The organism is Metallibacterium sp., assembly GCF_054637675.1.
Genome location: NZ_JBTSRB010000047.1, coordinates 1 through 23,812 on the forward strand (window position 1 = coordinate 1; position 23,812 = coordinate 23,812).

A 23,812-nucleotide genomic window follows, 5' to 3' on the forward strand; every position below is an offset into this window, starting at 1 on the left:
CGAAATGCACCCAGTCGGCGCCGGCGGCCAGCACCGCGCGCACCTCATCGCCAAGCCGCGCGAAATCGGCGGCGAGGATCGAGGGCGCGATCATGTTGGGCTGTTTGCTCATGCTGCTCGACTCCGCTGAAGAACCAACGAGCAAGTCCGGGCTGTGGGCTTGCCTTCTGGCAAGTCCGGCATGGACTTGTCCAAAGGATCGATTAGTAGCGCTCGCCTTCGGGCTTGGTGGTGGCATAGGGCGTCACCGTGTAGCGCAACGTGCGCCCGGCGGTTTCCTGACGCTGCAAGCCAAAGCCCGGTTCGCTGGGCGGACGGTTGACGATGAAGCTCATGGTGATCGACTCGACGCCACGCGTGGAATCGAAGGCCATCATGCGGATGTAGTGGTGCGGGAAAGTCTTGCGGCAATTGTGCAGCTCCAGCATCACGCCGGCGGCATCGCGCAGATCGAACATGGGCATGCCGTACATCTCCCAGAACGTGTTGCGCGGGTGCGGATCGTCGGTGTATTCGACGCTCCAGGCGTAGCCCTTGCGCAGGCCGTATTCGATCTGCAGGCTGATCTCGGCGTCGCTGAGGTCGGGCAGGAAGCTGAACTGGCCTTGGGTCAGGCGGCCGGTGGGATTGGTCATCATGGCGGTGCGCTCCTCTCAGGCCACGCTGGGCGTGGTGGCGTAATCGCTGGTATCGGTGCTGGCATAGTTGAAAGACACGTCCTTCCAGGTTTCCAGCGCCTGCTGCAGCGGCGTGCAGGTTTGCGCCGCTTTTTGCAGGATCGCCGGGCCATCCCGCTTGATATCCTTGCCCTCGTTGCGCGCCTTGACGATGCATTCCAGCGCGACGCGGTTGGCCACGGCGCCGGCCTGGATGCCGGCGGGATGGCCGATGGTGCCGCCGCCGAACTGCAGGATCACGTCGTCGCCGAACAGATCGATGAGCTGGTGCATCTGCCCGGCGTGGATGCCGCCCGAGGCCACCGGCATCACTTTCCGGGTGTCCGCCCAGTCCTGATCGAAGAACAGGCCGCGCGGCAGATCCTGTTGGGTGTAGCTGTCGCGGCAGCAGTTGTAGTAGCCCTGCACGGTCAGCGGATCGCCTTCGAGCTTGCCTACCGCGGTACCGGCGTGCAGGTGATCGACACCGGCCAGACGCAACCATTTGGTCATCACGCGGAAACTGACGCCGTGGTTCTTCTGGCGCGTGTAGGTGCCGTGCCCGGCGCGATGCATGTGCACGATCATGTCGTGCTTGCGCGCCCAGTTGGCCATGCTCTGGATCGCCGACCAGCCGATGACCAGATCCAGCATGATCACCACCGAGCCCAATTCCTTGGCGAATTCGGCGCGCTCATAGATGTCCTCCATGGTCGCGCCGGTGACATTGAGATAGCTGCCCTTGACCTCGCCGGTGGCGGCGCTGGCCTTGTTGACCGCATCCATCACGTACAGAAAGCGGTCGCGCCAGTGCATGAACGGCTGCGAGTTGATGTTCTCGTCGTCCTTCATGAAATCGAGGCCGCCCTTGAGACCCTCGTAAATCACGCGTCCGTAATTGCGGCCACTGAGGCCGAGCTTGGGCTTGGTGGTGGCGCCCAGCAGCGGACGACCGTACTTGTCCAGGCGCTCGCGCTCGGCCACCAACCCGGTGGGCGGACCCTTGAAAGTCTTGATGTAGGCCACGGGGATGCGGATGTCCTCCAGGCGCGCGGCCTGCAGCGGCTTGAAGCTGAACACGTTGCCGATCAGGCTGGCGGTCATGTTCGCGATCGAGCCTTCCTCGAACAGGATCAGGTCGTAGGCCACCCAGGCGAAATACTGCCCGGGCGTGCCCGGCACCGGCTCGACCTTGTAGGCCTTGGCACGGTAGCTGTCGCAAGCGGTCAGGCGGTCGGTCCACACCACGGTCCAGGTGGCGGTGGACGATTCACCCGCCACGGCCGCGGCGGCCTCGACCGGATCGACGCCCTCCTGCGGGGTGATGCGGAACAGGCAGATGGTGTCGGTTTCCGTCGGCACATAATCGGGCTGCCAATAGCCCATCTGGCGATACTTGAGCACTCCCGCCGCGTAGCGCTTCCTGGCGTGGGCGGTGATATCGGTGGCTTCGGCATGGATCTCGGCAGAACTCATGGGCATTCCTCGGCAGGCGCGGGAGCAAGGCGCCCAACTCTAAGCCGGGCATTTCGTAAGTAAAGTCAGATTTTCTTGGCTTTCAATTAATGAAATACTTAATATATGAACCTGAGCTTCCGCCAATTGCGCGTGTTCACCGAGGTCGCCCGGCACGGCAGCGTGCAGCGCGCAGCCGCAGTGCTGCACATCACGCCGCCGGCGGTGTCGATGCAGATCAAGGAGTTGGAAACCCAGGTCGGCCTGCGCCTGTTCGATCGCGAAAAACGCCGGCTGAGCCTGTCCACGGCCGGCGAGTATTTTCTGGTGCATGCGCGCCGGCTGCTGGCCGCGCACAAGGAGGCCGAGGACGCCATGGCGCGCTTCCAGCGCCTCGATCGCGGACTGCTGACCCTGGGCTTTGTCAGTACCGCCAAATACTTTCTGTTGCAGATGCTGGCGCGTTTCCACGCCGAGCATCCGGGCGTCGAGCTGCGTCTGCGCGTGGCGCACAACCGCGAGCATCTGGTGTCCTTGATGCACGGCGGCGAGATCGATCTGGCGGTGATGGGCCGTCCGCCGCGCGAGATCGACACCCGCGCCGAAGCTTTTGCCGCGCACCCGCTGGTGTTCGTGGCGCCGGCCGGGCACCCGCTGACGCATGCGCCGCACCTGCCGTCCAGCGTGCTCGACGCTTTCCCTCTGCTGGTGCGCGAGTCGGGCTCGGGTACGCGCGCCGCGCTGGAGGACTTCCTCGCCACGCAGCACATCGCGCCGCGCATGGCCATGGAGATCGCCAGCAACGAAACCCTGAAGCAGGCCGTGGTCGCTGGATTGGGCATCAGCCTGTTGTCGCTGCACACCATCGGCCTGGAGCTGCGCGGTGGCCTGCTGCACATGCTCGATATCCGTGGCACCCCGCTGATGCGCAGTTGGTTCGTGGTGCATCTGCAGGCGCGACAACTCGCGCCTGCGGCGGAGGCGTTCCGCTATTTCATCCTCGAACATGGCGAGACGTGGCTGGCCGCGCATGACGCCGCCTTGCTGCCGACGCCGGAATCAAAGCCGGGCTGATGCGCGAAACAGACTTTCGCGCGCGGCACTCGTTTACAATGCCGTGGTTTGCCCGCCGCGAGGATCGCATGCCAGACGCGCTCAAGTACTCCCGCATCCTGCTCAAACTTTCCGGCGAGGCATTGCTCGGCGCCGCCGATTACGGTATCGATCCGATCGTGCTGCAACGCGTGGCCGGCGAGATCGCCGAAGCGCACGGCGCCGGCGTGCAGATCGGCGTGGTGGTCGGCGGCGGCAATATTTTCCGAGGCGCCGGGCTGGCCGCGGCCGGCATGGATCGCGTCACCGGCGACCACATGGGCATGCTGGCCACGGTGATGAACGCGCTGGCGCTGCAGGACGCGCTGGAAAAACTCGGCGCCAAGGTGCGCGTGATGAGCGCGATCCGCATCAACGACGTATGCGAGGACTTCATCCGCCGCCGCGCCATCCGCCACATCGAGAAAGGCCGCATCGCCATCTTCGCCGCCGGACTCGGCAACCCGTTCTTCACCACCGACTCGGCCGCCGCGCTGCGCGCGGTCGAGATCGGCGCACAGTTGTTGCTCAAGGCCACCAAGGTCGACGGCATCTACAGTGCCGATCCGGCGCGCCACGCCGACGTGCAGCGCTTCGACACGCTCAGCTACGACGAGGTGATCGAGCGCAAGCTGGCGGTGATGGACACCGCCGCTTTTGCCCTGTGCCGCGACCATGACCTGCCGATCCGCATCTACGACATGGGCCGCCCGGGCAACCTGATGCGCATCGTGCGCGGCGAGCCCATCGGCACCTTGGTGCAACCCGCGCGCTGAGACCGCCCCCATCAATCGCCACCTTTCCGGAGGCCACGCATGAGCGATTTGAACAACATCAAGCAGGACGCGCAAACCCGCATGACCAAGTGCATCGATGCGCTGCGCCACGAGCTGCAACGCCTGCGCACCGGCCGCGCCAGCACCGCGCTGGTCGAGACCATCAAGATCAACTACTACGGCAACGACGTGCCGCTGAGCCAGGTCGCCACCGTGGCCGTCACCGACGCGCGCTCGCTGACCATCACGCCGTGGGAAAAATCCCTGATCGGCGTCATCGAGAAGGCCATCCTCGCCTCGGATCTGGGCATCACGCCGACCACTGCCGGGACCGTGATCCGCATCAACCTGCCGCCGCTGACCGAGGAGCGCCGCAAGGAGCTGGCCAAACATGTCGCGCACGAAGGCGAGAGCGCCAAGGTCGCGGTGCGCGGCGTGCGCCGCGATGCCATGCAGCAGGTCAAGGACTTGTCCAAGAGCAAGAAAATCACCGAGGACGAGGAGCACCGCGGCGATGACGAGGTGCAAAAGCTCACCGACCGCTTCGTCAAGGAAATCGACGCCGTGGTCAAGGCCAAGGAAGACGAGCTGATGGCGCTCTGAGGCGCTCGCGCATGACCTACACCGCCACGCTGCCGCGCCATGTGGCCATCATCATGGATGGCAACGGACGCTGGGCCGAGCGCAGGCATCGCCCGCGCGATATGGGCCACCGCGCCGGACAGAAGGCGGTGCGCGCCATAGTCGAGGCCAGCCGCGAACGTGGCATCGCCGCGCTGACCTTGTTCGCGTTTTCCAGCGAAAACTGGCAGCGCCCCAAGGCCGAGGTCGGCGCGCTGATGGAATTGTTCCTGCGCGCGCTGGACAGCGAGGTGGACGAGCTGCACGCCAATGGCGTGCGCCTGCGCTTCATCGGCGCGCTGGATGCTCTCGCCGCGCCCTTGCGCGAGCGCATGCACGCGGCCATGCAGCGCACCGCGAACAACGACGCGTTGACTTTGAACATCGCCGCCAGCTACGGCGGGCGCTGGGACATCGCGCAGGCCGCGCGCACGCTGGCGCAGCAGGTCGCACACGGGCTGCTCGAAGCGGCCGCGATCGATGAGCAGCATCTGGCCGCGCACCTGACGCTGTCCGATCTGCCGCCGCCGGATCTGCTGATCCGCACCGGCGGCGAACATCGCATCAGCAATTTTCTGCTCTGGCAGGCGGCCTACGCCGAGCTGTATTTCACCGACACGCTGTGGCCCGATTTCGACGCCGCCGCGCTGGATGCCGCGCTGGATGCCTACGCCACGCGCGAACGCCGTTACGGCCGCACCGGAGCACAACCGCATGCAGGCGTCTGAGGTACTGCGCCAACGCACCCTCACCGCGGTGCTGTTGGCGCCGGCGGCGATTCTGCTGATCCTGCTGGCGCCGACCTGGCTGTTCGCGCTGGCGATCACTGGCGCGGTACTGGCGGGGCTATGGGAATGGTCGCGGCTGGCGGGCTTTCGCAATCACGCCGGGCGCAGCCTGCTGCTGGCACTGATGGCAGCGCTGTGCCTGGGCCTGTGGTTCTGGCGCGGCACCCCGGCCGGCACGGTGGTGATCGCGCTGGGCGTGATCGCCTGGCTACTGGCACCGTTGTGGCTGCGGCGTCCGACGCGGCTGGCCGCGCCGCGCGCTGCACACGCCTGGATCAAGCTCGGCTTCGTGCTTCCGGCGATGCTGCCGGCGTGGCTGGCGCTGGTCGTGTTGCATGGCGACGGCAGGCACGCGCACGTGTGGACGCTGCTGGCGCTGATGCTGGTCTGGGCCGCCGACACCGGCGCCTATTTCGCCGGCACGCGCTTCGGACAGCGCAAGCTGGCGCCCCTGATCAGCCCCGGCAAGACCTGGGAAGGCGTCGCCGGCGGCGTGGCCCTGGCCGTGTTGCTGGCCATGGTGTTCGGCTATGCGCTGGACTTGCGCGGGCTGGATCTGCTGCCGCTGCTGGGCGTGGTATGGGTCAGCACGGCGTTCTCGATCATTGGCGATCTCAGCGAAAGCCTGCTCAAGCGCCAGGCCGCGGTGAAGGATTCGGGGCGCATGTTTCCCGGGCACGGTGGTCTGCTCGACCGCATCGATGGCGTGCTCGCCGCGGCGCCGGTGTTCGTGTTGCTCAAGCTGTGGCTGGGACTATGACGCCGCAACGCATCGCCGTGCTCGGCGCCACCGGCTCGATCGGCGGCAGCGCGCTGGATGTCATCGCGCGCCACCCCGAGCGCTACCGCGCCAGCGTGCTCAGCGCACACCGCAATGTCGATGCTCTGGCGGTGCTGTGCGCACGCTTTCGCCCCGAGCTGGCAATCATCACCGACCCGGCGCTGGAAGGCGCGCTGGCGCGGCGTCTGGCGGCGCTGGAGGTGAACTGCACGGTGGCCGCCGGTCCCGCCGCGCTGGAACAGGCCGCCGCCGGCACGCTGTGCGACACCGTGCTCGCGGCCGTGGTCGGCGCCGCCGGATTGAACTCGACCCTGGCCGCGGCACGCAACGGCAAGCGCCTGCTGCTGGCCAACAAGGAATCGGCGGTTTGCGCCGGCGCGCTGTTGCACGCGGCCTTGCAAGAAGGCGGCGGCGCATTGCTGCCGGTGGATTCCGAGCACAACGCGCTGTTTCAGTGCCTGCCCGGCGGGCGCCCGCCGGATCTGGCTGCGGCTGGCGTGCGACGGCTGATTTTGACCGCTTCGGGCGGCCCGTTCCGCGGACGCACTCGCGGCGAGCTGGGCCATGTCACGCCAGCGCAGGCCTGTGCGCATCCCAACTGGGTGATGGGGCGCAAGATCTCGGTCGATTCGGCCACGCTGATGAACAAGGGGCTGGAGGTCATCGAAGCGCATGTGTTGTTCGGCGCGCCGGTCGCCAGCATTGATGTGCTGGTGCACCCGCAAAGCCTGGTGCATGCGCTGGTCGAATACGTCGATGGCGCGGTGCTGGCCGAGCTCGGCCACCCGGACATGCGTACCGCGCTGGCGCAAGCGCTGGCCTGGCCCGAGCGCACCAGCTCCGGGGTGCCGTTTCTGGATCTGGCGGCACGCGGCAAGCTTGAGTTCGAGCGCCCCGACACGGCGACCTTCCGCTGTCTCGATCTGGCTTTTCAGGCGCTGGCCGCGGGCGGCGATGCCCCGGCCATCCTCAATGCCAGCAACGAAATCGCGGTCGAGGCGTTTCTCGCCGGCAGCCTGCCTTTCCTCGCCATCGCCGACCTGATCGAGACCGTGCTGAACGCCCTGCCGGCCGAACCGGTGCGCGATGTGGAGAGCCTGATTCACCGTGACTTAACCGCGCGTGCCAAGGCGCGCGCTATGCTTGCGCGAATGTGCTGTTGAACCATCACGCATGAACGAAATCCTCGGTTCCATCTGGTGGCTGGCCGTAACCCTTGGCTTGCTGATCACCTTTCACGAATTCGGCCACTACTGGGTGGCGCGACGCGTGGGCGTGAAGGTGCTGCGCTTTTCCATCGGTTTCGGCAAGCCGCTGTGGACGCACGTGGGCCGCGACGGCACCGAATACGTGATCGCCGCGGTCCCACTTGGCGGCTACGTGAAGATGCTGGATGCGCGCGAGGACGAGGTGCCGGCCGACCAGCGTGCACACGAATTCACCGCGCAGCCGGTGCTGGCGCGCATGGCCATTGTCGCCGCCGGGCCATTCTTCAACTTCATCTTCGCGGTGGCCGCGTTCTGGGCCATGCTGGTGGTGGGCAAGCCCGACTACCTGCCCATCGTCGGCGCCGCGCAGGGGCTGGCCGCGCAGGCCGGCGTGCAGGCTGGCGACCGCCTGCTGCGTATCGATGGCACCGAGGTGCAGTCCTGGAGCGGCGCCGCGCTGGCGCTGGCCGATGCAGTGGGCGCACGCGCGCCAACGCGCATCGAGGTGCGTACCCCGGCCGGCACGCAGCGCGCGCTGACCCTGCCGCTGCAGGACATCCCCGCCGCGCTGGGCGAGGATCAGGCGATGTTGCGCATCGGACTGGTGCCCAGGCAGATGCTGATCCCACCGGTGCTGGGCAAGATCCTGCCCGACAGCGCGGCCGCCGCCGCCGGCCTGCGGCCGGGTGATCGCATCATGGCGATCGCCGGCCAGCCGGTGCACGACTGGAATGACATCGTCTCGCTGGTGCACGCCCATGCCGGCCCCGGACGCGTGCTGGATGTGCGCGTGCTGCGCGACGGCAAGACCCTCGATTTCGCCACGCACCCGCGCCTGTCCACTCTGGGCGATGGCAAACCGGAGTGGCTGCTGGGCGTGAGCCCGGCGCCCTACGAAGCGCGCTATGACACCGTGCAGCGCGCCAATCCACTGGCCGCGATCCCGCAAGCCGTAGCCGAAACCTGGCGCCTGACCGTGCAGACCATGACCATGCTCGGACGCATGCTGACCGGGCAATCGTCGCTGAAGAACATCTCCGGGCCGATCTCGATCGCCCAGTACGCGAATACCTCGGCCGATCTGGGCCCGGCGTGGTTCCTGTACTTCCTCGGCATCGTCTCGCTGAGCCTGGCGGTGATGAACCTGCTGCCCATCCCGATCTTGGACGGCGGCCATCTCGTGTATTACCTTATCGAGTTGGTCAAGGGCAGTCCGGTCAGTGTGCGGATCATGGTGGCAGGCCAGTACCTGGGCATGGCGCTGCTGGTCGCGCTCATGGGGCTGGCGTTCTACAACGACTTGCTGCGTCTGATTTCCTGAGCCCCGCCGGTTTCATCCCGGCACCGCCCCGTCGCGCCCGATTCACCCACCGGAACCCTTATGAAGCGTATTGCTGCCCTGATCCTGCTTGCCTGTTTCGCGGCCAAGGCCCGTGCCTTCGAGCCGTTCGTGATCTCAGGCATCCGCGTCGACGGATTGCAGCGCATCGCGCCCGGCACCGTATTCAGTTATCTGCCCGTGGACAAGGGCGAGACGCTCACTGCAGAGGGCGCCAAGGAAACCATCAAGGCGCTATTCGCCACCGGCTTCTTCAGCGACATCGCGCTGGATCGCCAGGGCGATGTGCTGGTGGTGCAGGTGGTCGAGCGTCCGACCATCGCCAAGATCGACATCCGCGGCAACAAGGACATCAAGACCGGCGAGCTGATGAGCGGCTTGAAGCAAATAGGCCTTTCCGAGGGCGACACCTTTGATCGCCTGGCGCTGGACCGCGTGCAGCAGGAGCTGACCCACCAGTACTACAACCGCGGCAAGTACAACGTCAGCATCACGCCGCACGTCACGCGTCTGGATCGCAACCGCGTGGCCATCGACATCGACATCCGCGAAGGCAAGGCCGCGCGCATCCAGGAAATCAACCTGGTCGGCAACCACGTCTACTCCTCCAAGCGGATCCGCGGGGACTGGGAGTCGGGCACGCCGAGCTGGAACTCGTGGTACACGAACAACGACCAGTACTCGCGCGAAAAGTTGTCCGGCGATCTCAATCGCCTGCAGAATTATTACCTCGATCGCGGCTACGCCAATTTCCAGATCGACTCGGCGCAGGTCACCATCAGCCCGAACAAGGAGAACATGTACATCACGGCCAACATGATCGAAGGCCATCTGTACAAGGTTTCCGGGATCAAGCTGCTGGGCAAGCTGGTGCTGCCCGAAGACGCGTTGATGAGGCTGGTGCTGCTCAAGCCCGGCGATACCTTTTCGCGCGCCAAGGCCGAGTACACCAGCAAGGCGATCACCGCGCTGCTGGCCAACGTCGGTTACGCGTTCGCCAAGGTCACCCCGGTGCCCAAGCTGGACAAGGAAAACCACACGGTCGAGTTGACCTTCTTCATCGAGCCTGGGCAGCGCGTCTACGTGCGCCGCATCGTGTTCGAGGGCAATACCAGCACCGAGGATCTGGTCCTGCGCCGCGAGATGCGCCAGTTCGAGGGTGGCTGGTATTCGCAAGCCGCCATCGATCGCTCCAAGATTCGTCTGGAGCGTCTCGGTTTCTTCTCCAAGGTCACGATCAAGAACGAGCGCGTGCCTGGCAGCACCGATCAGGTCGATCTCAAGGTCAAGGTCAAGGAGGAACCATCGGGCGCGCTGCAGTTCGGCCTCGGCTATGCGCAGATCACCGGCATCATCGGCAGCGTGTCGGTGTCCCAACGCAATTTCATGGGCACCGGCAAGCAGATTTCGGCGCAGATCCAGGAAAGCAGCTACCTGAAGTCCTACGTCTTCAGCTATCTCGACCCTTACTTCACCCAGAGCGGTATCAGCCTCGGTTACAACTTCAGCTATACCGTGTTGAATCAGGGCCAGGCCAACATCGCTTCGTATCTTTACAACACCAAGGCCTTCAGCACATACATCGGCATCCCGATCAGCGAAACCGACACCATCAACCTGGGCCTCGGGCTGAGCAGCAACGTCATCAATACCTACCCGGGACTGACGCCACAGTCGCTGATCAACTACCAGAACCAGATCGGCCACAAAACCATTCACTCGTGGACCAGCACGATTTCCTACGCGCACGACACGCGCAACCGCTACTTCACGCCCAGCCGCGGTGGTCTGCAGTACCTCTCGGCCGAGGTGGCCATGCCTGGCTCCACGGTGGAGTACTACAAGCTGTTCGCACAATCGAGCAATTACTTCCCCTTGCCCAAGCATTTCGTGCTCGGCCTCAACGGCAGCGTCGGCTACGGCAGCACCTACGGCAAGGACTCCAACTTTGCATTCCCATTCTGGCAAAATTATTACGCTGGCGGCGTGACCGATGTGCGCGGCTTCCAGCTCAACACCCTGGGTCCGAAGGAAATCGTGCCGGGTTACAGCATCGCACAACCGATCGGTGGCTCGTTCAAGGTACGAGGTGCCGTCAACCTGTTCCTGCCCTTGCCCTTCCTCAGGGACAGCAATACCGCGCGCGTGGCCGTGTTCTATGACATGGGCAACGTATTCAGCACTTACAGCCAATTCCATTGGGGCGGCCTCGCCTCTTCGGTCGGCATCGGCCTGCAGTGGCGCGCACCGATTGGTCCGATCGACATCAGCTACGCTCTCCCAGTCCACTACAGCCCTGCAGAAGCTCCGTTCATCTCGCACCTGCAGTTCACTTTCGGTTCGGCGTTCTGACCCGGGGCGCGCATGCCAGGGGATGCGATTGCCGGTTACCGTCTTGACGAGCTGGCCGAGCGTTTCGGGCTGACGCTGCGCGGTGATCCCACGCAGCGCGTGCTGGGCGTGGGCACGCTGGCGGAGGCATCGTCGCGGCAGCTCGCGTTCATGGCCAACACGCGTTATGCCGCGCAACTGCGCGGCACGCGCGCTGCCGCGGTGGTACTGGGCGCCGACGCGGCGGCGCAATGCCCGGTGTCGGCGCTGATCGGCGCCGATCCCTACCTCGCCTATGCGCGCATCGCCGCGCTGTTCGAACGCGCACCGGCGGCTGTGCCCGGCATTCATGCCAGCGCGGTCATCGAGCCGGGCGCCGACGTCGATGCGACAGCCAGCATCGGCGCGCAATGCTTCGTTGCCGCCACGGCGCGCATCGCGGCCGGCGCCGTTCTCGGCCCGCAGTGCATGGTCGGGCCGGATTGCGCGGTCGGTGCGCAGACACGCCTGGTCGCGCGCGTGACCCTGGCGCTGCGCGTGCGCCTCGGCCAGCGCGTACTAGTCCAACCCGGCGCGGTGCTGGGCGGCGACGGCTTCGGTCTGGCGTGGGCCGGCGATCACTGGGAAAAAGTGCCGCAACTGGGCGGTGTGCGCGTGGGCGATGACTGCGAGATCGGCGCCAACACCACCATCGATCGCGGCGCGCTTGACGACACCGTGCTCGAAGACGACGTGCGCCTCGACAACCAGATCCAGATCGCGCACAACGTGCATATCGGCGCGCATACCGCTCTGGCTGGCTGCGCGGCCGTGGCCGGCAGCGCGCGCATCGGCCGGCATTGCCTGATCGGCGGCGGCGCCGGCGTGCTCGGCCATCTCGAGGTGTGCGACCGCGTTACCATCACCGCCATGACACTGGTGACGCACTCGATCCGCGAGCCCGGCGAGTATTCCTCGGGCACGCCACTGCAGGACAACCGCGACTGGCGCCGCAACGCTGTGCGCCTGAAACAACTGGACACCCTCGCGCGCCGCATCGCCGCGCTGGAAAAAGGACACCCGAAATGACTGCAACAAGCTTCGCATTGCCGGTGGAAATCGGCACGATCCGGAAACTTCTGCCGCATCGCTATCCGTTTCTGCTGGTCGATCGCGTGATCGGGTTGCAGCCGAATGCCAGCATCCACGCCTACAAGAACGTCAGCGTCAACGAACCGTTCTTTCAGGGTCATTTTCCCGGTCATCCGGTGATGCCCGGCGTGCTGATCATCGAGGCGCTGGCGCAGGCCTCGGGGCTGCTGGTGGGACTCTCGCTGCCTGCCGACACGGTGCGCGACGAGAACGCACTGTATTACCTGGTCAAGGTCGACAGGGCGCGATTCAACCGCATCGTCGAGCCCGGCGACCGCCTCGATCTGCATGTGCAGATGAAACGCATGCTGCGCGGCATGGGCTTGTTCGACGCGCGCGCTTTGGTGGGCGACGTCGAGGTCGCCAGTTGCGAGATCATGTGCGCGGGTCGCAGCGCGTGAGCATCCACTCGACCGCGCTGGTCGATGCGGGTGCGCGCCTCGCGGCGGATGTCGAAGTCGGCGCATACAGCATCATCGGCGCCGAGGTCGAGATCGCGGCCGGCACGCACATTGGTCCGCACGTGGTCATCTCTGGTCCGACGCGCATCGGCCGCGACAACCGCATCTGGCAGTTCGCCTCGCTGGGTGCCGACCCGCAGGACAAGAAGCACGCCGGCGAGCGCACCGAGCTGGTGATCGGCGCCGGCAATACCATCCGCGAGTTCGTCACCATCAACCGCGGCACCGCCGAGGGCGGCGGCGGCACCCACGTCGGCGACGACAACTGGATCATGGCCTACGTGCATATCGCGCACGATTGCACGGTGGGCGATCACACCGTGCTGGCCAACAATGTGACCCTCGCCGGCCACGTCGAGATCGGTGACCACGTGGTCATGGGCGGTTTCGCCGGCGTGCATCAGTTTTGCCGCGTCGGCCCACACGCTTTCGCCGCGATGTACGCCGCGATCAATCGCGACGTGCCGCCGTTCTGCTACGTCGCCGGCCAGTTCGCCGAACCGCGTGGGGTCAATATCGAAGGGCTGAAGCGCCGCGGCTTCGATGCCGCACGCATTGCCGCGATCAAGCGCGCCTACCGCGCGCTGTACATGGCCGGGCTGAGCCTGAGCGATGCGCGCACGCGCCTGGGTGAGTTGGCCATCGAGAATGCCGACGTCGCGCAACTGCTGCAGTTCGTCGAATCCAGCCAGCGCGCGCTGGTGCGCTGAGCGCCACCGCGCGTGAACAGCGCAGCGCCGCCCCCGCAACACCCCGGACCTCTGATCGCGCTGATCGCCGGCGAGGCTTCCGGCGATCTGCTCGGCGCCAAACTGCTTGACGCGCTGCGTGCGCTCGCCCCGCAGGCGCGCTTTGTCGGCATCGGCGGACCGCGCATGCGCGCGCAAGGCATGGACTGCTGGCACGACATCGCCGAGCTATCCGTGATGGGTTTAAGCGAAGTGCTGCGCCACCTGCCGCGCCTGTTGCGCCTGCGCCACGATCTGGCGCGGCGCTTGCTGCACGAGCGGCCGGCACTGACCATCGGCATCGACGCGCCGGATTTCAACCTCGGCCTGGAGCGACGACTCAAGCACGCCGGCCTGCCGATCGCGCACTACGTCAGTCCCTCGGTATGGGCCTGGCGCGAAAGCCGCGCGGCCAGGCTGGGCGCCAGCGCCGATCGCGTGCTGTGCCTGTTTCCGCTGGAGCCGGCGATCTATGCGCGTCACGGCGTCGATGCGCGCTTCGTCGGGCATCCGCTGGCGGATCATTTCGCGGCACATAACGATCGCGCGGCCGCGCGTGACGCGCTCGGCATTGCCGCCGATGCGCAACTGCTGGCCGTGCTGCCGGGCAGCCGCCATGGCGAGGTGCAACGCCTGCTGCCAGTATTTCTCGATGCCGCCGCGCGGCTGCATGCGCAGCGTCCCGCGTTGAACATTCTGATTCCCGCTGCCAATGCCACGCTGCGCGCGCAGATCGAAGCGGCACTGGCCAACCAAGCGCCGCCGGTCAGCAGCGTGCGCATACTCGACGGCCAGGCCGACCTGCTGCTGCGCGCCGCCGATGCCGCGCTGCTGGCCTCCGGCACCGCGGCGCTCGAGGCCGCGCTGGCGCAATGCCCGATGGTGGTCGGCTATCGCATCGCGCCGCTGACCCACTTCATCGTCAAGCGCCTGGGCCTGCTGCGCGCCACGCGCTACAGCCTGCCCAACATCCTCGCCGGCCACGATGTGGTGCCCGAGCTGATGCAGGATGCATGCACCGGATCACGCCTCGCCGCAGCGCTGGTCCCGCTGCTCGACGATCCCGCCGCAGCCGCCATGCAGCGTGCGGCTTTCCCCGCGCTGCACGCCATGCTGCATGCGCCCGATGCGGCCACGGCCGCGTCAGCCGCCGCGCGCGCGGCGCTGGATCTGCTCGCCGTACCCACATGAAAATCCGACATGCTTGCGGCGACAACACCGATCCATTCGTCAGCGCCACAATGGCTGCGCAGCGCATCGCCGGCGTCGATGAAGCCGGGCGCGGGCCGCTGGCCGGGCCGGTGCTGGTAGCCGCGGTCATCCTCGATCCGGCGCGACCGATCGTCGGCCTGGCCGATTCCAAGACGCTGAGCCCAACGCGACGCGAGGCGTTGTTCGAGATCATCCGCGAACGCGCGCTGGCGTATTGCATCGAGAGCGTCGAGGCCGCGGAGATCGATCGCATCAACATCCTGCAGGCCACGCTGACGGGCATGGCGCGCGCGTTGCGCGGTCTGCTGCCGCTGCCCGAACTTGCGCTGATCGATGGCAATCGTCTGCCCACCGCGCTGCCCTGCCCGGCACGCGCCATGGTGCGCGGCGATGCGCTGGAACCGGCGATCAGCGCGGCCTCGATCCTGGCCAAGGTCAGCCGCGATCGGCGCATGCTGGCGCTGGATACCGAATTTCCCGGTTATGGCTTCGCCGCGCACAAGGGCTATCCCGTGCCCGCGCACCTCGCCGCCCTGCGTCAACTCGGCCCCTGCCGCGAGCATCGCCGCAGCTTTGCGCCAGTGGCGCGCTGCGGCGTGCGCTGAGTCAGCGTATCAACGCCGTGCCCGCATCAACCGCGGCCGCCACCGCCATTGCGATCGCGCCAGTAACCGTGATCACCGCCGCGGCGCCCATCGCCACCGCGCTGGCCGCGTCCTTCATCGCGCCGACCCCGGTCATGCCAGTAGCCGTGATCGCCGCGCTGGTCACCGCGATAACCACGCCCATCATGGTTACGCCAGTAGCCGCGGTCGCCCTCGCGCCAACGACCGCGCCAGCCGTCATCCGAGGAGTAGTAACGCCTGGTGTAAACGCGCTCGACCACCGGCCGCCGATAAACGCGCTCGTAGCCGTAGTAGGCCGGTGCCGGTTGGTAGTAAACCGGCGCGGGATAATAGTCACCACCGTCGTCATCGCCATAGCCACGATCACCCCAGCCCCAGCCAGAGTTCATGTAGCCGCTGACGAATCCGCCGTCGCGGCAATCGCCACAACCCGAATAGCCGAGGCCATAGCCGGGTCCGAACAGGCCGAGGCTGAAACCCAGACCATCCGCCATGGCCAGTGGTGCAGCCAGTAGCGTCAGTGCCGCAACCAGCATCAGACCCAGACGACGCGTTTTGTTTGAGGATGCGTTCATGGCGTTCTCCCGTGTGCGTGCATCCTCTGACGCCGGCTCTGAGCCATCACTGAACCGGCTTTGCCGTAGTGCACCGCAGCTCAGCGCGCGCGCAGCAGCCAGCAGCCGTGGATATTGCTGCGCCGGGTGAAATCGAAAGGCACGCTGGGCTGGCTCCAGTCCTCGATGCCCAGCCCGGCCGCCGCAAGCGCATCAGCATCCAGCCGGAAGCGCCGGAAATTGTTGGAGAACACGATCACCCCACCCGGCGTCAGATGCGCCGCGCAGGCGCGCAGCAAGTCCACATGATCGCGCTGCACGTCGAAATCATCGGCGCGCTTGGAGTTGGAAAACGTCGGGGTATCGACATAAATCAATCCATAGCGCCGCGTATCGGCGGCAAGAAACATGCGCGCATCGGCCTGCACCAGACGATGCGCCGCGCCGCGAAAACCATTGCGCAGCAGATTCCATGTTGCCCATTCGAGATAGGTCGCGGACAAATCCACGCTGGTCGTGCCCAGCGCGCCGCCTGCTGCCGCATACACGCTGCCGGTGCCGGTGTAGGCAAACAGATTGAGCACCTGCTGCCCGGCGGCCAATGCGCGCAACCGCGCACGCACGTTGCGGTGATCGAGAAACAGACCCGTGTCGAGGTAATCGAACAGATTGATGCGGAAATGCAGCCCACCCTCCCGCACCTCCAGCCAGTGCGCGCGCGCATCCAAGCGTCCATAGCGCGCGCCGCCGTGGCCGCGCGCGCGGGTTTTCAGGGCGATGCGCGCGCGCGGCACTTCAAGCTGATGCGCAGCGGCGCGCAGCAAATCCTGCAGGCGACGCGCGGCCAGACCAGGCTCGATCGCGGCCGGCGCCTGATATGCCTGCACGTGCAGCCAGCGTTGCGGCACGGTATCGGGCGCGGCGGCGGCCTCGCCGTCCACTTCGCGCGCGAGATAAACATCGATCGCGGCCGCGTACTCGGGCAGATCGGCGTCGTAGATGCGATAACAATCGATGCCCTCGCGCTGCAGGCGCTTGCGCAAGTGCTGCTCGCGCTTGCGCAAACGGTTGACCAGCATCAGCACCTGCTCCGCTAGCGGCGCTGGTGCGCGCTGCACGCGCTCGGCGTGCACGCTGAACTGCAGCAAGTTGCAGGCCAGCGCGCCGTTGTACAGGCGCTGGCTGCGTTCGGGCTTGAGACCGATCATGTGGCCATCACCCTGTTCACCGAACAGCAGCGCCGCGCGCCAACCGCCGAATTCAGCGCGCAGGCGCTCGCCCAGCGTGCGGTACAGCGCCAGCACCTCGGGCATCTCGCCCAGGCGCTCGCCGTAGGGCGGATTGCTGATCAGCAATCCGGTGCTTTCCGCAACCGGCGCCGCCATGTGCGCGACATCGCCGCGCTCAAGCTGGATGAAGCCGCTCACGCCGGCACGCTGCGCATTGCCGCGCGCGGCGGCCAGCGCGGCCGGATCGCGGTCGCGGCCATGAAACAGCGGACGCAGCGCGGCCAGTCCGGCGCGCGCGGACTGCTCGGCCTCGGCGCGCAAGCGCTGCCACAACGCGGCATCGTGACCGCGCCAGCGCTCGAAGCCGAAGGCGACGCGCGTCAGCCCGGGGGCGACGCCGGCGGACATCAGCGCGGCCTCGATCAACAAGGTGCCCGCGCCACACATCGGATCGAACAGCACGCCACCGGCGGCATACGTTTCGGGCCAGCGCGCGCGCAACAGCATGGCCGCGGCGACGTTCTCCTTGAGCGGCGCGGCACCTTGCTGCAACCGCCAGCCGCGTTGATGCAGCGGCGCACCGGACAGATCCAGCGACAGCGCGGCCTGATCGCGGCGCACGTGCAGATTCACGCGCACGTCGGGCTGCTCGCGATCCACGCTGGGGCGCACGCCACAGGCGTCGCGGAACTGATCGACGATGGCATCCTTGACCGTTTGCGCGGCGAACTGGCTGTGCGTCAGCGCGCTCTGGCTGAGATTGGCATCGACCGTGAGGCTGCCATCGGGCGCCAGCAGCGTGGACCAGTCGATGCCCTGCACGCCGGCGTGCAGGTCACGCGCAGCGCCAGCCGCGAACTGCGCCAGCGGCAGCAGCACGCGGCTGGCCAGACGCGAGTATAGGCACACGCGATAAGCCGCCTCCAACCCGCCGCCGGCGTACACACCGGCCACCGTGGCGCGCGCATCCACCAGCCCCAACTGGGTCAGCTCATCGCGCAGCAGTTCTTCCAGCCCCTTGGCGCAAGTGATGAACAGCGTGCTCATGCGGCGATGCGCGCCAGAAATCGTGCGAAGTGCGCGGCAATGGCATCTACATGTGCGCCCAAGCGGTGATCATCGTCCAGTAGCAGCAGTTCGGCACGATAGGTGCGCGCGACATTGAATATCGCCTCGACCGGGCACAGGGTATCCCGCCAACCGTGCACCAGGCAGACCGGAACACCCTCGCGCATGGCGAAGGCCTGCGCATGGCCGGGAATCAGCGGCGGCGTGGCCAGCAGAAACAATCCGCGCACGAGCAGCTCGCGGGACACCAACCCGGAAATGAAAGCGCCGAAGCTGGAGCCGACCAGCACGCAAGACTCGTGCGCGGGAATCGCCGCGCGCAGGCGTGCCAGTCGCGGCGACGTCGCCGCGGCAAGGCCTTGCGCATCCAGATCGCGGTAATCCGGGCGCAGCGTGCGCCAGCCCAGCGCCTCGGCTACCGCGGCCAGCGCGCCGACCTTGGTGGCCTGCGGTCCGCTTTCCAGGCCGTGCGAGAGCACCACGCAGCCGCGCGACGCGCTCAACGCACAACTCCATGTACAGACAGTGATGCACGCGCCCCATGCGCCGCGCCAACGCTTGTTTTGATCGACATGCGCGAATGTTATCAGGCCATGCGCCCGCCTCCGCGCATGCCACACTAGGCGCCATGAGCGCCGTGATCCACTGGCCCCTGCCCTATGTCGAAACGCTGGCGCCGCGCGCGCTGGCGGCCATCGACCTGATCGTGCTGCACTGTACCGAACTGCCCGACCTGGCCAGCGCGCGCGAATACGGCGAGCGCGTGCTGTATCCGGGCGGCGGCGGTAACAGCGGTCACTACTACATCGACCGCGACGGGCGCAGTTATCGCTTCGTGTCCGAGGATCGCGTGGCACACCACACGCGCGGTTACAACGAGCGCTCCATCGGCATCGAGCTGGTCAACCGCGGACGCTGGCCGCACTGGCTGGACAGCCGCCACCAGGACATGACCGAGGCTTACTCCGAAGCGCAGATCGACGCGCTGCGCGAGCTGCTGAGCGCACTGCGCGCCGCGTTGCCCAGCCTGCATGGCATCGCCGGCCACGAGGATCTGGATCACGAACGCGTGCCGGCCAGCGACGACGCGCGCATCAGCGTGTGGCGCAAGCGCGATCCGGGACCGCGATTTCCATGGGATTGGGCGCTGCACGATCTGCCATTGCAACGCCTGCGTCCCGCCACAACGCAAGACTGATGCACTACACCGCCGGCTGCGCCTGACGCAGACGCGCGATCGCGTCGCGCAATTGCGCGGCTTCCTCGAACTCCAGATTCTCGGCGTGCAGCAGCATGGCGGCCTCCAGCCGCTTGATCTCGCTGTCGATCCGCGCCGGCGGCAGCGCCTCGCGCACGGCGTGCAACTGCTGCGCGGCCTGCGCCTCGCCGCCGCGCGTGCGCCCACGCCGGCCCGGCATCGGCGCCGCGTCGCGCGCGCCCTCCATGATGTCGCGCACCGCGCTGTGCACGCTGCGCGGGGTGATGCCGTGCGCCGCGTTGTACTCGGCCTGCTTGTGGCGGCGACGCGCGGTTTCGTCGATCGCCGCCTGCATCGATGCGGTGATGCGGTCGCCGTAAAGGATCGCGGTGCCGCGCAGGTTGCGCGCGGCGCGGCCAACGGTCTGGACCAGCGAGGTGGTGGAGCGCAGAAAGCCCTCCTTGTCGGCATCCAGCACCGCCACCAGCGATACCTCGGGCATGTCCAGGCCTTCGCGCAACAGATTGATGCCGACCAGCACATCGAAGGCGCCGAGGCGCAGGTCGCGGATGATCTCCACACGCTCCACGGTTTCCACGTCGGCGTGCAGATAGCGCACGCGCACGCCGTGCTCGTCGAGAAATTCGGTGAGGTTCTCGGCCATGCGCTTGGTCAGCGTGGTCACCAGCACGCGATCGCCCAGCGCCACGCGCGCGTGGATCTCACCGAGCAGATCATCGATCTGGGTGCGTGCCGGGCGCACCTCGATCTCGGGATCGACCAGCCCGGTGGGACGCACCACCAGCTCGACGACTTCACCGCGCGAGTGCTCCAGCTCGTAGCGGGCGGGCGTGGCTGAAACGAAAATGGTGCGCGGCGCGCGCCGCTCCCATTCCGCGAACTTGAGCGGCCGGTTGTCCAGCGCCGAGGGCAGACGAAAACCGAACTCGACCAGGGTTTCCTTGCGCGAGCGGTCGCCCTTGTACATCGCCCCAAGCTGCGGGATGGTGACGTGCGATTCGTCCACCACCAGCAACGCATCGGCGGGCAGGTAGTCGTACAGGCACGGCGGCGGCTCGCCGGGCATGTGCCCGGTGAGGTGGCGCGAGTAATTTTCCACGCCCTGGCAATAGCCGACCTCGGCCAGCATCTCCAGGTCGTACTGGGTGCGCTGCTGCAGGCGTTGCGCCTCGACCAGCCGTCCCGCGGCATAAAGCTGCTCCAGGCGTTCGCGCAATTCTTCCTTGATGGTGTCGATGGCCTGCAGCACGGTGCGCCGCGTGCTGACGTAGTGCGAGCCGGGAAACACCGTGCAGCGCGGCAGGCGGCGCAGCGTTTCGCCGGTGAGCGGATCGAACTCCGCGAGGTTTTCGATCTCGCCGTCGAACAGCTCGATGCGCAGCGCGTGCGCGTCGTTCTCGGCGGGAAACACGTCCACCACCTCGCCGCGCACGCGATAGCTGCCGCGGCGCAAGTCCATCTCGTTGCGCGTGTACTGCATCTCGGTCAGGCGCCGGATCAGCTCGCGCTGGTCGATGCGGTCACCGCGCACCAGGTGCAGCACCATGCGAAAGTATTCGTTGGGATCGCCAAGGCCATAGATCGAGGACACCGTGGCCACGATCAGCGCGTCCTTGCGCTGCAGCAGCGCCTTGGTCGCGGACAGACGCATCTGCTCGATGTGCTCGTTGCGGCTGGCGTCCTTTTCGATGTACGTGTCCGAGGACGGCACGTAGGCCTCGGGCTGGTAGTAGTCGTAGTAACTGACGAAATACTCGACCGCGTTGCGCGGAAAGAACGCCTTGAACTCGCCGTAGAGCTGCGCCGCCAAAGTCTTGTTGTGCGCGATCACCAGGGTAGGCTTTTGCACCAGCGCCACGACACTGGCGATGGTGTAGGTCTTGCCCGAACCGGTGACGCCAAGCAACGTTTGATGCGCCAGCCCGGCCTCGAAGCCGGCCGCCAGGCGACGGATGGCATCGGGCTGATCGCCGGCGGGCTGGTATGGGGCCACGAGTTCGAAGCGGTCGCTCATCGTCGCGCAGTTTAACCCGCGCCGGTGCGGACACCGTCCACGCCGCGGCGCGGCGCGCTGCAAGCGCTCCCTATAATGCCGGTCTCGCCCGCGTCGGGCCTCGCAGTTGCCGGCATGAACACGCAGCCCAATTTCGAACAGATCCCGCTCAAGGACTTCGCCGAGCGCTCCTATCTCGATTACTCGATGTACGTGGTGCTGGACCGCGCCCTGCCGTTCATCGGCGACGGTCTCAAGCCGGTGCAGCGGCGCATCATCTACGCGATGAGCGAGCTGGGTCTGGACGCCGGCTCCAAGCCGAAAAAATCCGCGCGCACCGTGGGCGATGTGATCGGCAAGTTCCACCCGCACGGCGACAGTGCCTGCTACGAGGCCATGGTGCTGATGGCGCAGCCGTTTTCGTACCGCTATCCGCTGATCGACGGCCAGGGCAACTTCGGCTCGCCGGACGATCCGAAAAGCTTCGCCGCGATGCGCTACACCGAGTCACGACTGACACCCATCGCCGAGTTGCTGCTGGGCGAACTCGGCCAGGGCACGGTGGAATGGACGCCCAATTTCGACGGCACCCTGCAGGAGCCGTCATGGCTGCCGGCGCGTGTGCCGCACATCCTGTTGAACGGCGCCACCGGCATCGCCGTGGGCATGGCCACCGACATCCCGCCGCACAATCTGCGCGAGGTGGTCAGCGCCTGCATCCGCCTGCTCGAAGATCCGCACGCCACGCTGGACGACTTGTGCGAGCACGTGCGCGGCCCGGATTTTCCCACCGCCGCCGAGATCATCACCCCGCGCCACGAGCTGCGCGCGCTGTACGCCAGCGGCAACGGCTCGGTGCGCAGCCGCGCGGTGTACACGCGCGAGGACGCCAACATCGTCATCACCGCGCTGCCCTATCAGGTGTCCCCGGCCAAGATCCTCGAGCAGATCGCCGCGCAGATGCGCGCCAAGAAGCTGCCGCTGCTGGAGGATCTGCGCGACGAATCCGACCACGAAAAACCCATCCGTCTGGTGCTGGTGCCGCGCTCCAGTCGCATCGATGCCGACGAACTGATGCAGCACCTGTTCGCCACCACCGATCTGGAAAAGAGCTTCCGCATCAACCTCAACGTGATCGGTCTGGACGGCAAGCCGCAAGTGAAAGATCTGCGCGCCATCCTCGGCGAGTGGTTGCGCTTCCGCATCGATACCGTCACGCGTCGCCTGAGCCATCGCCTGGACAAGATCGAGCGCCGCCTGCACCTGCTCGAGGCCCTGCGCGCGGTGTTCCTGAATGTGGACGAGGTGATCCGCATCGTACGCAGCGAGGACGAGCCCAAGCCGGTGCTCATGCAGCGCTTCGCGCTCAGCGAGGTGCAGGCCGACTACATCCTGGAAACGCGCCTGCGCCAACTGGCGCGGCTGGAGGAGATGAAGCTCGACGCCGAGCGCGACCAGCTCGAGCAGGAGCGCGCGCGCATCAACGTGCTGCTGAAATCGCCGGCCAAGCTGCGCGGGCTGATCCGCGACGAGCTGCGCAGCGATGCCGAACATTACGGCGACGCGCGGCGCAGCCCGCTGATCGAGCGCCAGGCCGCGCAAGCGCTGGACCAGAGCGCGCTGATCGCCGCCGAACCGGTGACCGTGGTGCTCAGCGCAAAAGGCTGGGTGCGCGCGGCCAAGGGTCACGACGTGGACGCCGTCGCGCTGGGCTACCGCGAGGGCGACGCGTACCTGGCCGCCGCGCGCGGACGCAGCACGCAGCAGGCGATCTTCCTCGACAGCAGCGGACGCAGCTACGCCACGCCCGCGCACACCCTGCCCTCGGCGCGCGGCAACGGCGAGCCACTGACCGGGCGCTTCAGCCTGCCGGCCGGCGCGCAAGTGCAGGCGCTGGTGCTGGGCGATGCGCAGCAGCGCGTGGTGCTGGCCAGCTCGGCCGGCTACGGCTTCGTCGCCACGCTGGAGGCGCTCAGCGGCCGCAACAAGGCTGGCAAGCAGGTGTTGAACATCGATGACGGCGCGCGCGTATTGGCACCGGCGCCAGTGCAGGACAGCGCGCGCGACCGCCTCGTCGTGGTGACCAGCGCCGGGCATCTGCTGATGTTCTCGGTGACCGAATTGCCCGAGCTGGAGCGCGGCAAGGGCCTCAAGCTGGTGGAGATTCCCAAAGCCAAGCGCGGCGCCGAGGGCGAGACCGTGGTCGGCATCGCGGTGGTGGCCGAGGGCGGCGCGGTCACGCTGTACGCCGGGCAACGCAAGCTGGGCCTGAAGTGGTCCGATCTGGTCGCCTATGGTGGCGCGCGCGCCAGCCGCGGCGGTCTACTGCCGCGCGGTCTGCGCGGTGTGGATCGCATCGAGGCCGTGACGGACTGAACGGTGACGCGCAGCGCCCGGTGCGGGTAGCCCTTGCGCGGTCGCATGTTGCGCACTGTGTCTGATATTCCTGCGCTCCCACAGCTCGTCACTCCCGCGCTCCCACAGCTCGTCACTCCCGCGCTCCCACAGCTCGTCACTCCCCGCGCTCCCACAGCTCGTCACTCC

21 protein-coding genes and 1 pseudogene are annotated in these 23,812 nt (G+C 66.8%); 15 read left to right on the forward strand and 7 right to left on the reverse strand.

The genetic code is table 11. The features are described 5' to 3' along the window. The 3 genes and pseudogenes from ACYDAT_RS12530 to ACYDAT_RS12540 all read right to left on the reverse strand — a co-directional run. A pseudogene (locus ACYDAT_RS12530) lies at positions 1–112 on the reverse strand (ribulose-phosphate 3-epimerase); the annotation flags it as partial. Positions 113–203: 91 nt separating this feature from the next. Continuing rightward, on the reverse strand, positions 204–638 hold the full coding sequence (locus tag ACYDAT_RS12535; protein WP_461450491.1) for a ribulose bisphosphate carboxylase small subunit: 435 nt from the start codon (positions 636–638) through the stop codon (positions 204–206). 15 nt (positions 639–653) lie between these two features. Beyond that, positions 654–2,132 carry a ribulose-bisphosphate carboxylase large subunit gene (locus ACYDAT_RS12540; protein WP_461450493.1) on the reverse strand — a complete coding sequence of 493 codons (1,479 nt, stop codon included), beginning with the start codon at positions 2,130–2,132 and terminating at the stop codon, positions 654–656. Between the two features lie 105 nt (positions 2,133–2,237). On the opposite strand from ACYDAT_RS12540, the gene ACYDAT_RS12545 reads away from it, so the two are divergent. From ACYDAT_RS12545 to rnhB, 13 genes are all read left to right on the forward strand, one after another. Further along, positions 2,238–3,185: a LysR family transcriptional regulator gene (locus tag ACYDAT_RS12545; RefSeq protein ID WP_461438988.1), complete on the forward strand. Its 948-nt coding sequence runs from the start codon at positions 2,238–2,240 to the stop codon at positions 3,183–3,185. Positions 3,186–3,253: 68 nt separating this feature from the next. Beyond that, positions 3,254–3,979 carry a UMP kinase gene (gene pyrH, locus ACYDAT_RS12550; RefSeq protein WP_461438989.1) on the forward strand — a complete coding sequence of 242 codons (726 nt, stop codon included), beginning with the start codon at positions 3,254–3,256 and terminating at the stop codon, positions 3,977–3,979. Positions 3,980–4,018: 39 nt separating this feature from the next. Continuing rightward, positions 4,019–4,582, forward strand: coding sequence for a ribosome recycling factor (gene frr, locus ACYDAT_RS12555; RefSeq protein WP_461438990.1), 564 nt, complete (start codon positions 4,019–4,021; stop codon positions 4,580–4,582). A gap of 11 nt (positions 4,583–4,593) precedes the next feature. Next, complete coding sequence (gene uppS / locus ACYDAT_RS12560) at positions 4,594–5,328, forward strand: polyprenyl diphosphate synthase (RefSeq protein ID WP_461450495.1); 735 nt, start codon at positions 4,594–4,596, stop codon at positions 5,326–5,328. Beyond that, positions 5,315–6,148 carry a phosphatidate cytidylyltransferase gene (locus tag ACYDAT_RS12565; RefSeq protein ID WP_461450497.1) on the forward strand — a complete coding sequence of 278 codons (834 nt, stop codon included), beginning with the start codon at positions 5,315–5,317 and terminating at the stop codon, positions 6,146–6,148. Before uppS ends, ACYDAT_RS12565 begins: the two co-directional genes overlap by 14 nt. After that, on the forward strand, positions 6,145–7,332 hold the full coding sequence (gene dxr, locus ACYDAT_RS12570; protein WP_461450499.1) for a 1-deoxy-D-xylulose-5-phosphate reductoisomerase: 1,188 nt from the start codon (positions 6,145–6,147) through the stop codon (positions 7,330–7,332). Before ACYDAT_RS12565 ends, dxr begins: the two co-directional genes overlap by 4 nt. Positions 7,333–7,342: 10 nt before the next feature. Next, positions 7,343–8,698: an RIP metalloprotease RseP gene (rseP, locus tag ACYDAT_RS12575; RefSeq protein WP_461438994.1), complete on the forward strand. Its 1,356-nt coding sequence runs from the start codon at positions 7,343–7,345 to the stop codon at positions 8,696–8,698. A 60-nt stretch (positions 8,699–8,758) separates the two neighbouring features. Next, complete coding sequence (gene bamA / locus ACYDAT_RS12580; protein WP_461450501.1) at positions 8,759–11,068, forward strand: outer membrane protein assembly factor BamA; 2,310 nt, start codon at positions 8,759–8,761, stop codon at positions 11,066–11,068. 12 nt (positions 11,069–11,080) lie between these two features. Further along, on the forward strand, positions 11,081–12,115 hold the full coding sequence (gene lpxD / locus ACYDAT_RS12585; RefSeq protein ID WP_461438996.1) for a UDP-3-O-(3-hydroxymyristoyl)glucosamine N-acyltransferase: 1,035 nt from the start codon (positions 11,081–11,083) through the stop codon (positions 12,113–12,115). After that, positions 12,112–12,579, forward strand: a complete 468-nt coding sequence (gene fabZ, locus ACYDAT_RS12590; RefSeq protein ID WP_461450503.1) for a 3-hydroxyacyl-ACP dehydratase FabZ — start codon at positions 12,112–12,114, stop codon at positions 12,577–12,579. The genes lpxD and fabZ overlap by 4 nt, the downstream gene beginning before the upstream one ends. Further along, positions 12,576–13,349, forward strand: coding sequence for an acyl-ACP--UDP-N-acetylglucosamine O-acyltransferase (lpxA, locus tag ACYDAT_RS12595; protein ID WP_461450505.1), 774 nt, complete (start codon positions 12,576–12,578; stop codon positions 13,347–13,349). The genes fabZ and lpxA overlap by 4 nt, the downstream gene beginning before the upstream one ends. Before the next feature lie 12 nt (positions 13,350–13,361). Next, a complete protein-coding gene (lpxB, locus tag ACYDAT_RS12600; protein WP_461438999.1) occupies positions 13,362–14,558 on the forward strand; it encodes a lipid-A-disaccharide synthase in 1,197 nt (398 codons plus the stop codon). After that, positions 14,555–15,184 carry a ribonuclease HII gene (gene rnhB, locus ACYDAT_RS12605; protein WP_461450507.1) on the forward strand — a complete coding sequence of 210 codons (630 nt, stop codon included), beginning with the start codon at positions 14,555–14,557 and terminating at the stop codon, positions 15,182–15,184. The genes lpxB and rnhB overlap by 4 nt, the downstream gene beginning before the upstream one ends. 26 nt (positions 15,185–15,210) lie before the next feature. Here the strand turns inward: rnhB and ACYDAT_RS12610 are convergent, their stop codons facing one another. The 3 genes from ACYDAT_RS12610 to ACYDAT_RS12620 all read right to left on the reverse strand — a co-directional run bounded on the left by ACYDAT_RS12610 (position 15,211) and on the right by ACYDAT_RS12620 (position 18,559). After that, positions 15,211–15,780, reverse strand: a complete 570-nt coding sequence (locus tag ACYDAT_RS12610; RefSeq protein WP_461450509.1) for a hypothetical protein — start codon at positions 15,778–15,780, stop codon at positions 15,211–15,213. An 80-nt stretch (positions 15,781–15,860) separates the two neighbouring features. Further along, positions 15,861–18,035: a bifunctional 23S rRNA (guanine(2069)-N(7))-methyltransferase RlmK/23S rRNA (guanine(2445)-N(2))-methyltransferase RlmL gene (gene rlmKL, locus ACYDAT_RS12615; RefSeq protein WP_461450511.1), complete on the reverse strand. Its 2,175-nt coding sequence runs from the start codon at positions 18,033–18,035 to the stop codon at positions 15,861–15,863. Further along, on the reverse strand, positions 18,032–18,559 hold the full coding sequence (locus tag ACYDAT_RS12620; RefSeq protein ID WP_461450513.1) for an alpha/beta hydrolase: 528 nt from the start codon (positions 18,557–18,559) through the stop codon (positions 18,032–18,034). Before ACYDAT_RS12620 ends, rlmKL begins: the two co-directional genes overlap by 4 nt. 125 nt (positions 18,560–18,684) lie before the next feature. Between ACYDAT_RS12620 and ACYDAT_RS12625 the strand changes: the two genes are divergently transcribed. Next, the gene (locus ACYDAT_RS12625; RefSeq protein WP_461439003.1) at positions 18,685–19,254 is read left to right on the forward strand and encodes an N-acetylmuramoyl-L-alanine amidase; all 570 of its coding nucleotides are present in this window, start codon (positions 18,685–18,687) and stop codon (positions 19,252–19,254) included. Between the two features lie 4 nt (positions 19,255–19,258). Here the strand turns inward: ACYDAT_RS12625 and uvrB are convergent, their stop codons facing one another. After that, positions 19,259–21,289 (reverse strand): excinuclease ABC subunit UvrB, encoded by a 2,031-nt coding sequence (gene uvrB, locus ACYDAT_RS12630; RefSeq protein ID WP_461450515.1) that lies wholly within the window; start codon positions 21,287–21,289, stop codon positions 19,259–19,261. 114 nt (positions 21,290–21,403) lie between these two features. On the opposite strand from uvrB, the gene parC reads away from it, so the two are divergent. Next, positions 21,404–23,644: a DNA topoisomerase IV subunit A gene (parC, locus tag ACYDAT_RS12635; protein WP_461450517.1), complete on the forward strand. Its 2,241-nt coding sequence runs from the start codon at positions 21,404–21,406 to the stop codon at positions 23,642–23,644. The last annotated feature ends 168 nt before the right edge of the window (positions 23,645–23,812 follow it).